This window comes from Mycobacterium sp. Aquia_213 (genome assembly GCF_026625985.1).
GTDB lineage: Bacteria > Actinomycetota > Actinomycetes > Mycobacteriales > Mycobacteriaceae > Mycobacterium.
Map to the genome: position 1 here is coordinate 1,331,088 of NZ_CP113116.1, position 13,265 is coordinate 1,344,352.

The window sequence follows — 13,265 nt, forward strand, 5'->3', positions numbered from 1 at the left end:
TGTCTATTGCGATTGCGGCTCAGGGAATGCGACCTCGGCGTTGCCGGGCATCGCGCTGACGCCGCGTCGCTCGCAGACTTCCAGTACCTCGTCGACGATCGAGCCGGGCACCAGGAATCGCTGCGTCGCCGACATCTGCTCGAGGTGTGCCTCGATGTCTTCGGCCGTGGGTTCGATCGCGGTGTCCGCCAGCCAGCCCTCGCTCAGCCCGACGAACACCCGCGCGTAGCGGCCGGCAGCGGCCGAATAGTTGCGGTGGGTGAACGTGCAGGCGCGGCTGGCCAGGAAAGTCACCAGCGGCACCACGAGTTCGGGCCGAATCGCCTGCATGAAGCCGGATTCGGCGAGGAACTTCTCGTCGCCGACCGTCTCGGTGACCATTCGCGAGAAGCCAGTTGGCATAACGGAATTCGCGAGTATGCCGTGCGCTTCGCCTTCGATCGCGATCACGTTCGTCAATCCCACGAGACCGGCCTTCGCGGCGGCGTAGTGCGCCTCCATCGGCTGTCCGAAGATGCCGGCCGAGGACGAGATGAACACGAACCTGCCGCCGCCGTTCGTCTTCATCACGCGATAGGCGGGCTGGGACAGATAGAACGCGCCGTCGAGATGCACACGGAGCATCCGAGTCCAGTCGTCGACCGAGAGGTCCTCGAATGCCACGCTGCCGAAGATTCCGGCATTGCTGACGACCGCGTCGACGCGCCCGAATGCACCCACGGCCGCATCGATAATCGCTTGACCGCCCGCGGGGCTGTCCACCGAGTCGTAGGACGCGACCGCCCGGCCGCCCGCCTTGGTGATCTCGTCGACCACGTCGTCGGCGACCGTCGCATCGGCGCCGTCGCCACGCATTGAGCTGCCGAGGTCGTTGACCACCACCGCGGCGCCGCGGCGGGCCAGGTCCAGTGCATACAGCCGGCCGAGCCCCCGACCGGCGCCGGTGACGACAGCCACCTGGCCGGTGAAGTCAATCATGATGTGCTCCTGACTAACCGACGGCTGATTGACTGCCGTGAGGCCGGACTTTACGGTGGAACAGATATTTGGTCAACAGTCGGAGGTGGCGTGGGGGACGAGGCCGGTACCGAGCGGTGGCAGGCCCTGGGCATGCTGGCGTCCGCGCTGGCGGGCCGGGCCGTTGCGGTCGCCGGGCTGCCGCCGGGCGAACCCACGTGGACGGACGGCGAGACGATTCGCGTCGATGCCGCCGCCCCTGCTCGCGCGAAACTCGAGGCCGTAGCCGTACAGGCGTCGATGATCGCGGCCGGCAGCCTGGACCCCGATGTGGTGGGTTCGTTGGTCCGTCACCCCCGGCTGGCCAAGCGCTACCTGGCGGTCGAAGGCCACCGCGCACTGGTCGCCAATGCGCATTTGCTACCAACGGTTTTGGCGTCGTTGGGCGACCGCGACATCGCGAGTCGCAGTGACTCGTCGGCCGCGTCGTTGGATCTGGCCGCCGGACGGGCGTCGCTTGACGACCCGGCACCGGGGTTCGGCGTGATCCGAGCGGCCAAGGTGATGGCCGCGTGCGCCCGCGTCACCAAGCAGGACGAACAGCAAGCCCCCGCGCATGTGCCGCGAAGCCGCGGCCCACAGGAGCTCGAGGAGCTCGACGACGGCGAGGTCGACGACTCCGACGACCCCGACCCGTTCACCAGCCCGGTCGGTGGTGGCGGCTTCATCGGCAAGTGGCTGAACAAGATGCTGTCGTCCGCGCGTAAGACAGGCAGCGGCGGCGGACCTCCTGGTGCGGATGCCCCGACGCATCGCACGAACTCCGCGAGGCGCGGGGCGCACGCCGTATCGTCGCTGGCCCCGACCTCGAGCGAGGACGTCAACGACTCCGAAGCCGCGGCGGACGGCGTGCGGTATCCGGAATGGGACTTCGCCCGCAAGCGCTATCGGTCGGCGTGGTGCACCGTGCGGGAGGTCGCCCCTGAGGTCAAACCCACGGCGACGCCGGCGATCGACGACGCGATCGGGGTGCGACGGCCGCTAGCGCGACTCGGTATGGGTCTGCACCGTCGGCACCGCCAGCCGCAGGGGGACGACATCGACATCGACGCCGCCGTCGAAGCCCGCGTCGAGGTGCGGGCCGGGTCGGTGCCCGACGAGTCGGTATATCTGGACAGCTTGCGGCGCCGGCGCGATCTGTCGGTGTTGCTGCTTCTCGACGTGTCGGGGTCGGCGGCCGAGCCCGGAACGGTCGGGCGCACCGTGCACGAACAACAGCGCGCGGCGGTCGCCAACCTGACCGTCGCATTGCACGACCTCGGTGACCGGGTCTCGCTCTACGCCTATTACTCGCAGGGCCGCTCGGCGGTGACCATGGTGCCCGTCAAGCGGTTCGACGACCATCTCGACGCCCTGATCATCAGGCAGCTGAACAGCCTGGAACCCGGTGCCTACTCCCGCCTCGGCGCGGCCATCCGGCACGGCTCGTCGGTGCTGGAGACGCGCGGCGGCACGTCACGGCGGCTGCTTGTGGTGCTGTCCGACGGCCTTGCCTACGACCACGGTTACGAGCGGGCCTACGGCGCCGCAGACGCGCGCCGCGCGCTGACCGAGGCCCGCCGGCGGGGGACCGGCTGTGTGTGCCTGACCATCGGCGCGGGCACCGACGTGGCGTCGCTGCGCCGGGTGTTCGGTAGCACCGCACATGCCACGATCGGCCGCCCGGATCAGCTCGCCGGGGTGATCGGACCGCTGTTCCGATCCGCGTTGCGCGCGGCGGAGGTTCGCCGGCGGGTGAGCGCCTGAATACCCGAATCGACGCTGTTTCCATGTCCCCGAATGCAGTTCGCGAACGCATCCCGCCGCTGCAGCCGCTCGTCAGCGTACTTGAAACAAACATCTGTTCCGGTTAGGCTCCATTCAATCGGCAGAAGGGACGTTATGACCAACGAGTCCGGGATCGCTTCTCGCAATGGTGCGGATCCCGACCCGGAGGCCGGCGCTGCTGGGGTGCGGCCCTATTACCAGGCGGTCGGCGGCGAAGAGGCGATCTTCAAAGCCGCATACCGCCAGGGTCTGGCGCTCGTATTGAAGGGGCCGACGGGGTGTGGCAAGACCCGCTTCGTCGAGGCGATGGCCCACGACCTGGACCGGCCGCTGATCACCGTGGCCTGTCACGACGACCTCACGACGGCGGACCTGGTCGGGCGGTATCTGCTGCGGGGCGACGAAACGGTGTGGATGGACGGTCCGCTGACCCGCGCGGTGCGCGAGGGCGCGATCTGCTATTTGGACGAGGTCGTGGAAGCCCGGCAGGACACCACCGTGGTGCTGCATCCGCTCGCCGACCACCGGCGGCAGCTGCCGATCGAGCGCCTCGGCATCACCCTGGATGCGGCGCCCGGATTCGGCCTGGTGGTCTCGTATAACCCCGGCTATCAAAGCGTGCTCAAGGATCTCAAGGATTCGACACGCCAGCGCATGGTCGCCATCGAATTCGGTTTCCCCGCAGCCGATGTCGAAGAGGGCATTGTCGCGCACGAAGCGGGTGTGGACGCCGCCACCGCGGCCGAGCTGGTGCGTTTCGGCCAGGCCATTCGCCGCCTGGAAACCGGGGGTCTTCGCGAGGTCGCGTCGACCCGCGTCCTGATCGCGGCGGGCCGGCTGTTCGCGGAGGGTCTGACCATGCCAGAGGCGGCGCGGGCCGCGATCGCCGGACCGCTCACCGACGACGTCGCCGTGGGCCGGGCGCTGGGCGAGATGGTCGAGGTCTACCTGGGCGGAGGCGGATAGATGATTGACGCTGCGCACCGCCCCCCGTTACGGTCTGAACAAATATTAGGTCAGCCATGAATTGTTGCGAGTGAGCGGATCACCCGGGAGGTCAGATGTCCTACGAAAGCAGCGCTGAGCCGATCAAGGTCGGCTACTTGATGGACTTCATGCTGCCGCCGGGCTTTCCCGAAGATCTGTTCGCCTCCTTCACCCAGACGTTCGACCTCATCTTCGAAGAGGCCGTCGCCCAGTGCCTGATGGACCGACCCGTGCAGATGATCTATCGCGAGGTGGAGGGTCTGCCCAAGGGTTCGGTCAAGGCCGTGATCGACGCGTATGGCGAACTGGTCGACGAGGGCTGTTTGGTGGTCTTCGGTCCGAACATCACCGATAACTGCGTGCCGTTGCGAGAAGCGATCGAGGACCGGTTCAGGGTGCCCGCGATCAGCGTGACCGGCACCGACGACTGGCTGGGCGAGTGGACCTTCGCCTTCCCACAGGGGTCCATGACCGACGAGCCGATCTTCCTCGCCGACCTGATCACCAAACGAGGACTGGCCGAGATCGGTGTCCTGGTCGAGCAGAGCCTGATTGGCGAGAGCTACCTGAAGAACCTGCGAACTGCCTGTCGGCGCAAGGGCATTCGCATCGTGGCAGAAGTCGCCATCGCCCAGACGGCTCAGGACATCAACGCTGCGGTGCAGACGCTCCATGACGCAAAGGCCGAGGCGATCGTGCACCTGGGATTCGGATTCGGAATCGTCTTCATCAACCCTGCGCTCGAGTCCCTCGGCTGGGACCCACCCCGCTTCACCACCACCGCGTGGCAGAACGCCTGGGTCAACCCGATCATGTGGAACGCGTTCATGGGTTGGACCGGTGTCGATCAGTACGACGAGGCGAACAAGATCGGCCAGGATTTCCTCGACAGCTACGCGAAGAAGTACAACGGCAGCCGCCCCGAGTTCTGCGTGACGGTGGTGAACCGCGACGTCGCCGCGACACTCGTGCGCGCGTTCACCGACGCCCATCCGTTGAGCCCGCGCGGCGTCAAAGAGGCACTGGAGCGGGTCAAAATGTTGCCCGCCGCCTCCGGCGCACCCGGGACTCGAGTGTCGTTCGGCAAATGGACCCGCCGCGCCTGGATGGGGGCGGGCTATCTGGTGGCACGGACTCTCGATGCCGACGGCATCAACTCGCATCTGGTCGATCGCTTCGGAGAGGAAGGCTGAATCTTGAGCACGAAACCGCCTACCGAACAGTCCATACCGCTACGGGCAGACGACAAACCCACCCCGCCGAGTGGCGCCAAAAAGCGCGGCTGGGGTGGCTGGATAGCCGGCGCCGCGCTGGCGGCGTTCACGCTCTTCTTCATCGCGAATTGCCGTGTCGCCCTTGACCCGCGCGTCGCCAACCCGAACGTGCAGGGCCGGCCCCGCCCGGTCAAGTTCCTCTTCGGGCTGGATTACATCACCTTCCTGCACGTTGCCACCTGCGTCATGCTGCTGGTGCTGCTGGTGGTGTTCATCCGGGGCTGGCGCCGCAATCCCGGCAGCCCGGTCATGCTGATGTTCTTGTGCACCACCTTGATCGTGTGGCAGGACCCGATCATGAACTGGTCGCCGTTCGCGGTGTACAACCCCGACCTCATTCACTGGCCTGAATCGTGGCCGCTGGTGTCGCTGTCGCCGTCCGTCGAGCCCTTTGTGGTCTTCGGGTACGTGATGTTCTATTTCGGGCCGTACTTCCCGGCGATCTGGATCCTGCGCAAACTGCAGGCCAAATACGGGCCGCAGTCGTTCGCGTCGCGACACCCGTTGTGGAGCCTGGGTCTGCTGACGCTGGTGATCGGTTTCGTCTTCGACGCGTGGTTGGAGATTCAGCTGGTGCACGCCGGCATGTACATCTATTCGCAGGTGATTCCTTGGGGTTCGGTCTTCACCGGCACCACCTTCCAGTTCCCGCTGATCTGGGAGTCCTTCTCGGTGACCTTCGTGATGATTCCGGCGGCGATCCTGTGTTATCGCGACGACACCGGAAAGTCGTTGGCCGAGAAGCTGACTGCGAAAGCGAAGATATTCCCCAGCCGTCCGGTGCTCGGCACGTTCCTGGTGATGTTCGCGATCATGAACGTGTCGTACTTCGCCTACGGCGCCTGGTTCTGGGCGATCAAGGCCAGTCATGCCGCGACCTCGGTCGCGTGCCCATGGCCGTACCCAGAGGCGAAAGTGTATGACCCACAGGGCTATTACGAGAAGGCCGGCGCGAAGGGCCCGTATTCGGTCGGTATCTGGTCGACCTGGGCCAGCGGAGAGCCGAACGGGCGGCCGCACGTCGATCCGCCGCCGCCGGGTGTAGGTGCCTGCGCAACCCCGGGCCAGAATGGCTGAGCCGCGCAGCGTCGTCGTCACCGGCGCGTCCCGTGGTCTGGGCTTCGCCTCAGCGGTCCGCCTTTATCGAGACGGCTGGCGCGTTGTCGCGGCCATGCGCACCCCCGACCGGGCAATGCCGTTGCTGCGCGCGGCAACCGGCGCCGGCGAGGACGACGACCGGCTGATCGGTGTCCAGCTCGATCTATTGGATGCCGCCTCGATTGCCGCTGCCGCCAAGGTAATTGAAGACGCGGTGGGAGCACCGTACGCACTGGTGCACAACGCCGGGATCTCCGCCGCCGGAATGGTGGAGGAGACCGATATGGCCCTCTGGCAGACCATGTTTGCCACCAGTGTCCTAGGCCCCGTCATGCTCACCCAGGCGCTGCTGCCGTCCATGCGGGCGGCGGGTCAGGGGCGAATCGTGTTGGTATCCAGTGCTGCCGGGGTGCGGGGCCAGCCGGCCACCGCGCCGTATTCCGCGGCCAAAGGCGCCTTGGAACGGTGGGGCGAGTCGATGGCCGTTGAGATCGCGCCCTTCGGTCTCGGTGTCACCGTTTTGGTGGCCGGGACCTACGACACCGAGATCATCACCGACGCGGGCACTACCGACGATCGCAATTTTGGCGGCCCATACGCGCGGCTGCATAACACCATGAACAGCCGCGGCCGGTTCGCGATGAAGATGGCTCGCCCGCCCGAGCGGTTCACCAACGGACTAGTCGAGGCCCTGGAAGACAGGGTGTCATTCCGTCGCCGCGGTGTCGGCCCGGATGCGTCAATGTTGTTGGTCGCGAACAGAATTCTGCCGGCAGCGGGTATGCACCACATGTCCCGATTCATCTTGGGCATACCGAGGTATGGGTCCATGCGCGACGGCGCGTGGCCGTTGACCGGAACCCAGAAGGCGATGGTGTTGGCCGCGCGCGTTATTCCGCAGCCCGTATTGACGCGTCTGGCATCGCTTGCGGCACGGCGCAATAAGGCGCCAGAAGGTACTGAGGGGACTGAGGGGTAATTATGGAACAGCTATTCGACGACCTGGAGGACTTCGGTTCCTTCGACGACGCGATCTCCGGTGACGTGCGTGACCCGTACACCGAGCTCGCGCGGCTGCGCCACGAGGAGCCGGTGCAGCGGCTCGAAACGTCGGGGGCGCTTCCGCACGAGGAGGGGCTGCCGATGTTCATCGTGTATCGCCACGAGGACATCCAGCAGATGTTGCGCGACAACGAGACGTTCTCCTCGGCGGCCGTCATCGCCGCGTTCGGCCCGGTGCTGGGTGAGGGCGTGATGCTCGGCATGGACGAGCCCGTGCACGGCCGGCTGCGTTCGCTGGTATCGAAGGCGTTCACGCAGAAGTCCTTGGCGCGCTGGCAAGACGAGTTGGTCGGCCGGGTAGCGAACAGCTTGATCGACAACTTTGCGCCGAATGGCAAGGCGGACCTGGTCAAGGAGTTCACCTTCGATTATCCGAGCCAGATCATCGCCGGCCTGCTGGGCCTGCCGGAAGAGGACTACCCGCAATTCCAGCGGTGGTCGATTTCGCTGCTGAGCTGGTTGATGAATCCCGAACGCGGGCTTGCTGCCTCGGCCGCGCTGTGTGAATACTTCGCCCCGATACTCGAGGCCCGGCGCGCCGAGCCGAAGGACGACCTGATCAGCGCGCTCGCGGCGGCCGAGATCGACGGGGAGAAGCTCGCGGACGAAGAGATCTTCTCGTTCCTTCGGTTGCTGCTGCCCGCCGGCGTCGAGACGACCTACCGGTCGTTGGGCAGTCTGCTGTTGGCGCTGCTGTCGGATCCGGCCCAATTGGATGCCATCCGCGCGGACCGCTCGTTGCTGCCGCAGGCGATCGAGGAGGGTGTGCGCTGGGAATCACCCTTGCTGACCATCACCCGGGTGGCGACCCGCGATACCGAACTCGGGGGCGTGGCGATCCCGGCCGGGGCGACGGTGATGCCGATGCTCGGTTCGGCGAACCGGCAGGAGGATCGCTACGACGACCCGAACACGTTCAACATTCACCGGCAGGCCAAGGCGAATCTGGGCTGGGGACACGGCGTGCACGTCTGCCTCGGCATGCACCTGGCGCGCCTCGAGATGCGGACCGCGATCAACCTTTTGTTGGACCGGCTGCCGAATCTGCGGCTGGACCCAGACGGGGACGACCCGCACATCCGCGGGCAGGTGTTCCGGTCGCCGACGTCGGTACCGGTGCTGTTCGATGCCCAGTAGAGGGCCCGTAATTGTGCGCGTTTGCCAATCGGCTAGTTTCCAGTAAGGCTCACCGTAGGGTGAGCCCCGTCCTGGCGATGTCATTCCACGTCCCGGCGCTCTAACCAGCGCCTCGTCTAAAGAGAGCTGAACAGATATGGCTGACACTGTAAAGGTCCGCTTCGAGCCGAAGATGATGATCGACGGCAAGCTCGTCGACGGCCAGGCCGGCACTTTCACCAACATCAACCCGGCGACCGAGGAGTCGCTCGGCGAGGTCTCCGACGCCTCGAAGGAGGACATGCTCCGGGCCATCGACGCCGCCCGGCGTGCCTTCGACGAGACCGACTGGTCGACGAACAAGGAGCTGCGCAAGCGCTGCCTGCTGCAGCTGCACGAGGCGATCGAGTCCGAGATCGACGAGCTGCGCGAGGAGCTCATCCTCGAGGTCGGCGCGCCCCGCGCCATCACCTTCGGGCCCCAGCTGGATGCGCCACTGGCAGACGGGCTCAAGTACCCCGCCCGGCTGATTGACTCCTACGCCTGGGAGACCGACCTCGGGGACCGGGTTATCAGCCTCACCGGCGCGAACACCACCATCAAGGTGTGGCGGGAGCCGGTCGGCGTGGTCGGCGCGATCGTGCCGTGGAACTTCCCATTCGAGGTCACCATCAACAAGCTCGGCCAGGCGCTGGGCGCCGGCAACACCGTGGTGCTCAAGCCGGCACCCAACACCCCGTTCAACGCGAACCGACTCGGTCGGCTGATCGCCGAGAAGACCGACATCCCAGCGGGTGTCGTCAACGTCGTCACCGCATCGGATCACTTCGTGGGTGAGGAACTGACGTTGTCGCCGAAGGTCGACCTGATCTCGTTCACCGGTTCGACGGTGGTCGGGAAGCGGATCATGGAAAAGGGCGCGGCCACCATGAAGCGGCTGTTCCTGGAACTCGGCGGCAAGTCGGCCACCATCGTGCTGGAGGATGCCGACTTCGGCACGGCCTGCATGGTCGGCATCGCGCCGTGCATGCACGCCGGTCAGGGCTGCGCCAACCCGACCCGGCTGCTGCTGCCGCGGTCCCGCTACGACGAGGGCGTCGAGATCCTCAAGAACATCTACGAGAACGTCACGTGCGGCGACCCGCAGGACCCCGGAACGCTGTGCGGCCCGGTGATCTCGCAGCGGCAGTACGAGCGGGTGACGGGCTACATCCAGAAGGGCGTGGACGAGGGTGCCACGGCGCTCGTCGGCGGCCCCGGCGCGGAGACCGGCTTCGACAAGGGATATTACGTCCGGCCAACGCTTTTCACGAATGTCGACAACAAGATGACCATCGCGCAGGAGGAGATCTTCGGCCCGGTGCTCTCGGTCATTCCGTTCGACGACGAGGAAGATGCGATCCGGATCGCCAACGACAGCGTGTACGGCTTGGCCGGCAACGTGTTCGCGGGTTCGCTCGAGCGTGCGCTGTCGGTGACCCGCCGGATCAAGGCTGGCTTCATGGGCGTCAACGGCGGTGCTGGGTACGCTGCCGACTCGCCGTTCGGTGGGTACAAGGAGAGCGGCATCGGTCGCCAGAACGGCATCGCCGGATTCGACCAGTACACCGAGATCAAGTCCGTCGCATATCCCGCGGTCTGAGCATTCAGTCGGGTCAGAGGCGCCGAAATTGCCGTGGGGGCTGTGATCTCACGCTGATCACGACCGTGGCGGCAATCTCGACGTCATCGACGTCATCGACGTCATGCGCGTGGCGCGGCGGACCATAGAGCGACTTTCGAAAGCGCTATTACCCGCGAATCGGAGTCGCGGATTGCTTGGTGGTCTCCCGCGCGGTACGGATGTGGCCAGTGTGGCACCGGCCCGCGCGGGCTCCCCAGGCCACCCCGCCACCGGGCCGCCCAACCCCTTGGTCGACAATCGACGCAAGACTCAGTCAAAGGAGAAATGAGAAATGCCTGAAGCTGTCATCGTCGAGGCCGTGCGCTCTCCCATCGGCAAGCGCAACGGAGGCCTTTCCGGAGTGCACCCCGCCGAGCTGTCCGCGCAGGTACTCAACGGACTGGCCACCAGGGCCGGCATCGACCCCGAAATCGTTGACGACGTGATCTGGGGCTGCGTGATGCAGGCCGGCGAGCAGGCCCTCGACATCGGCCGCACCGCGCTGTTGACCGCGGGCTGGCCGGAGACCGTCCCGGGGGTGACCGTCGACCGCCAGTGCGGATCGAGCCAGCAGTCCATCCACTTCGCCGCGGCCGGCGTGGTGGCCGGGCACTACGACGTGGTCGTCGCCGGCGGTGTGGAGTCGATGTCGCGCACGCCGATGGGGGCATCGCTGGCCAACGGCGGACGGCCGTACCCGGAGAACTTCATCTCGCGCTACGACGGCAAGATTCCCAACCAGGGCCTGGGTGCCGAGATGATCGCCGAGCAGTGGGGATTCGACCGCACCGCGCTCGACCAGTTCTCCCTCGACTCGCACGAAAAGGCAGCTGCTGCACAGGATTCCGGTGCATTTGACGACCAGATCGTGGGGATCAAAGACTCTGATGGCAACGTCGTCCTCAAGGACGAAGGCATCCGGCGCGGCACCCCGATGGAAAAGATGGCCTCGCTGAAGCCCGCCTTCAAGGAGGACGGCGTGATCCACGCCGGAAACTCCTCGCAGATCTCCGACGGTGCGGCCGCGTTGCTGTTCATGTCCGCGGAGAAGGCCAAGGACCTGGGGCTGACGCCAATTGCCAAGGTGCACACCGCAACCCTGGCCGGAGCCGACCCGGTCATCATGCTGACCGCGCCGATCCCGGCCACCCAGAAGGTGCTGAAGCGGTCCGGCCTCTCCATCGGCGACATCGGGGCATACGAGGTCAACGAGGCGTTCGCGCCCGTTCCGCTCGCCTGGCTGAAGGACATCGGCGCCGACGAGAAGAAGCTCAACCCCAACGGCGGCGCGATCGCGCTCGGCCACCCGCTGGGCGGCTCCGGCGCGCGGATCATGACCACGTTGCTCTATCACATGCGGGACAAGGGAATTCGCTACGGGCTGCAGACGATGTGTGAGGGTGGCGGCCAGGCCAACGCCACCATTGTGGAGCTGCTGTGACGGACGCCGACGGCGCTGCGCCGGCCGTGCTGGTTGAGCGCCGCGGCAACGTGCTGGTCATCACCATCAACCGGCCCGAGGCGCGCAACGCGATCAACGCGGCGGTCAGCATCGGCGTTGGGGATGCGCTGGAAGAAGCGCAGCACGACGCGGGAGTGCGGGCCGTGGTGATCACCGGTGCCGGCGACAAATCGTTTTGTGCCGGAGCCGATCTCAAGGCGATCGCTCGCCGGGAGAACCTGTATCACCCCGACCATGGTGAGTGGGGCTTCGCCGGTTACGTGCACCACTTCATCGACAAGCCCACCATCGCTGCTGTCAACGGCACGGCGCTGGGCGGCGGCACCGAGCTGGCGTTGGCCAGTGACCTGGTCGTCGCCCACGAGCTGGCGCAATTCGGTCTGCCCGAAGTGAAACGCGGACTGATCGCCGCGGCCGGCGGCGTCTTCCGCATCGTCGATCAGCTGCCGCGCAAGGTGGCGATGGAGCTGCTGTTGACGGGTGAACCGATGACGGCGTCCGACGCCTGGGAATGGGGCCTGGTCAACCAGGTCGTCAAGCAAGGCTCGGTGCTCGATGCGGCACTCGCGCTGGCGGCGCGGGTCACCGTGAACGCGCCGCTGTCGGTGCAGGCCAGCAAGCGCATCGCCACCGGGGTCGACGACGGCGTCGTCACCGGCGACGAGGTGGGCTGGGAACGCACCGTGAACGAAATGCGCACCCTGATCAGATCTGAGGATGCCAAGGAAGGACCGTTGGCGTTCGCCGAGAAACGGGAGCCGGTCTGGAAGGCGCGCTAGCGCTAGCTCGCCAGAATGTTGACCCCGAAGCCAAACACCCCGGGTAGGCGTTCGCACGCGGGCACGATGGCGCGCCGCGTGGCGCGCGGCGTGCTGGCCAGCACTACCGCCCGGGTGAGGAGCCGGTAGTTGCGGGTAACCCGGTGCCACGACGCCTCATACGCCGCCGGTGTCTGGTTGACGATGGCGTCGACCGCCGCCGCGGCCTGTTTGACGGCCAGGCTGACGCCCTCGCCGGTCAGCGCGTCCTCGTAGCCCGCCGCATCGCCCACCAGCAGCACCCGGCCCGCGACGCGGCGCGAGACCACCTGCCGCAACGGCCCGCACCCCCGCGGATGCCCGCGGCTGGCGCCCTCGAGGTGTCGGGCCAGCCGCGGGAACCAGCCCAGGTCGGGCCGTCCCTGCGACAGGATCGCCACGCCGACCAGATCCGGTTCCACCGGCGTCACGTAGGCCTCGCCCAGCCGGGACCAGTACACCTCGACGAACTCCGACCATGCCGGCACCGTGAAATGCCAACGCACGCCGTACCGTCGCGGCTTTCCGGCCGTGGCTCTGATGCCGACGGAGCGCCGGACCGTCGAGTGCAGTCCGTCGGCGCCGACCAAAAACTTCGCCCGGATACCGGCGGCACTCACGCCATGCGCATCCTGCTCGACGCTGGTTACCTTCGTCCGGATCCATTCGGTGTCTTGCTCTTTGGCGCGTGCCTCGAGCGCGGCGTGCAGGGTGGTGCGTCGCACGCCGCGGCCCGGACCGGTGCGAAACAGCGCCTCGGCGCGACGCTGCTCGCTGACATAGGCGATCCCGCGAAACGGCATCCCGACCGGGTCGACACCCAGTGACGTCAGCTCCGCAAGGCCACCGGGCATCAGCCCCTCGCCGCACGCCTTGTCGATCGGGTCCTCGCGCGGTTCGGCCACGATGACCGAAAGCCCGTGCCGGCGCGCCTGCAACGCCGTGGCGAGCCCGCCGGGGCCGCCGCCGACGATCAGCAGGTCGGTGTCATAGGTCATGAGCGCCGCTCCTCCTCATCGCTT

Annotated in this window: 11 protein-coding genes; 9 read left to right on the plus strand and 2 right to left on the minus strand. The window is 66.7% G+C overall.

All coding sequences use genetic code 11. The features are described from left to right. Nucleotides 1-3: 3 nt before the first annotated feature. A complete protein-coding gene (locus LMQ14_RS06410) occupies nt 4-978 on the minus strand; it encodes an SDR family NAD(P)-dependent oxidoreductase (protein WP_267733952.1) in 975 nt (324 codons plus the stop codon). A gap of 132 nt (nt 979-1,110) precedes the next feature. Between LMQ14_RS06410 and LMQ14_RS06415 the strand changes: the two genes are divergently transcribed. The 9 genes from LMQ14_RS06415 (at nt 1,111) to LMQ14_RS06455 (ending at nt 12,225) form a co-directional block, all read left to right on the plus strand. After that, a complete protein-coding gene (locus LMQ14_RS06415; protein WP_420714664.1) occupies nt 1,111-2,763 on the plus strand; it encodes a nitric oxide reductase activation protein NorD in 1,653 nt (550 codons plus the stop codon). 135 nt (nt 2,764-2,898) lie between these two features. Beyond that, nucleotides 2,899-3,750, plus strand: a complete 852-nt coding sequence (locus LMQ14_RS06420) for a CbbQ/NirQ/NorQ/GpvN family protein (protein WP_267733954.1) — start codon at nt 2,899-2,901, stop codon at nt 3,748-3,750. 95 nt (nt 3,751-3,845) lie between these two features. After that, nucleotides 3,846-4,964, plus strand: a complete 1,119-nt coding sequence (locus tag LMQ14_RS06425) for an ABC transporter substrate-binding protein (RefSeq protein WP_267733955.1) — start codon at nt 3,846-3,848, stop codon at nt 4,962-4,964. 33 nt (nt 4,965-4,997) lie between these two features. Then, the gene (locus tag LMQ14_RS06430; RefSeq protein ID WP_267735380.1) at nt 4,998-6,122 is read left to right on the plus strand and encodes a spirocyclase AveC family protein; all 1,125 of its coding nucleotides are present in this window, start codon (nt 4,998-5,000) and stop codon (nt 6,120-6,122) included. Further along, a complete protein-coding gene (locus tag LMQ14_RS06435; RefSeq protein ID WP_267733956.1) occupies nt 6,115-7,122 on the plus strand; it encodes an SDR family NAD(P)-dependent oxidoreductase in 1,008 nt (335 codons plus the stop codon). The genes LMQ14_RS06430 and LMQ14_RS06435 overlap by 8 nt, the downstream gene beginning before the upstream one ends. A gap of 2 nt (nt 7,123-7,124) precedes the next feature. After that, nucleotides 7,125-8,342 (plus strand): cytochrome P450, encoded by a 1,218-nt coding sequence (locus LMQ14_RS06440; protein ID WP_267733957.1) that lies wholly within the window; start codon nt 7,125-7,127, stop codon nt 8,340-8,342. Between the two features lie 136 nt (nt 8,343-8,478). Further along, nucleotides 8,479-9,963 (plus strand): aldehyde dehydrogenase family protein, encoded by a 1,485-nt coding sequence (locus LMQ14_RS06445; protein WP_267733958.1) that lies wholly within the window; start codon nt 8,479-8,481, stop codon nt 9,961-9,963. A gap of 313 nt (nt 9,964-10,276) precedes the next feature. Beyond that, nucleotides 10,277-11,425 (plus strand): thiolase family protein, encoded by a 1,149-nt coding sequence (locus LMQ14_RS06450; protein WP_267733959.1) that lies wholly within the window; start codon nt 10,277-10,279, stop codon nt 11,423-11,425. Further along, a complete protein-coding gene (locus LMQ14_RS06455) occupies nt 11,422-12,225 on the plus strand; it encodes a crotonase/enoyl-CoA hydratase family protein (RefSeq protein WP_267733960.1) in 804 nt (267 codons plus the stop codon). The genes LMQ14_RS06450 and LMQ14_RS06455 overlap by 4 nt, the downstream gene beginning before the upstream one ends. A 2-nt stretch (nt 12,226-12,227) precedes the next feature. Here the strand turns inward: LMQ14_RS06455 and LMQ14_RS06460 are convergent, their stop codons facing one another. Then, nucleotides 12,228-13,241 (minus strand): NAD(P)/FAD-dependent oxidoreductase, encoded by a 1,014-nt coding sequence (locus LMQ14_RS06460; protein WP_267733961.1) that lies wholly within the window; start codon nt 13,239-13,241, stop codon nt 12,228-12,230. Between the last annotated feature and the right edge of the window lie 24 nt (nt 13,242-13,265).

What these genes read in the sequence shown, in the direction of transcription:
- LMQ14_RS06420 (WP_267733954.1), top strand. Translation starts at nt 2,899, where the DNA reads ATGACCAACGAGTCCGGGATCGCTTCTCGCAATGGTGCGGATCCCGAC.
- LMQ14_RS06440 (WP_267733957.1), top strand. Translation starts at nt 7,125, where the DNA reads ATGGAACAGCTATTCGACGACCTGGAGGACTTCGGTTCCTTCGACGAC.
- LMQ14_RS06450 (WP_267733959.1), top strand. Translation starts at nt 10,277, where the DNA reads ATGCCTGAAGCTGTCATCGTCGAGGCCGTGCGCTCTCCCATCGGCAAG.
- LMQ14_RS06425 (WP_267733955.1), top strand. Translation starts at nt 3,846, where the DNA reads ATGTCCTACGAAAGCAGCGCTGAGCCGATCAAGGTCGGCTACTTGATG.
- LMQ14_RS06415 (WP_420714664.1), top strand. Translation starts at nt 1,111, where the DNA reads ATGCTGGCGTCCGCGCTGGCGGGCCGGGCCGTTGCGGTCGCCGGGCTG.
- LMQ14_RS06435 (WP_267733956.1), top strand. Translation starts at nt 6,115, where the DNA reads ATGGCTGAGCCGCGCAGCGTCGTCGTCACCGGCGCGTCCCGTGGTCTG.
- LMQ14_RS06445 (WP_267733958.1), top strand. Translation starts at nt 8,479, where the DNA reads ATGGCTGACACTGTAAAGGTCCGCTTCGAGCCGAAGATGATGATCGAC.
- LMQ14_RS06460 (WP_267733961.1), bottom strand. Translation starts at nt 13,241, where the DNA reads ATGACCTATGACACCGACCTGCTGATCGTCGGCGGCGGCCCCGGCGGG.
- LMQ14_RS06410 (WP_267733952.1), bottom strand. Translation starts at nt 978, where the DNA reads ATGATTGACTTCACCGGCCAGGTGGCTGTCGTCACCGGCGCCGGTCGG.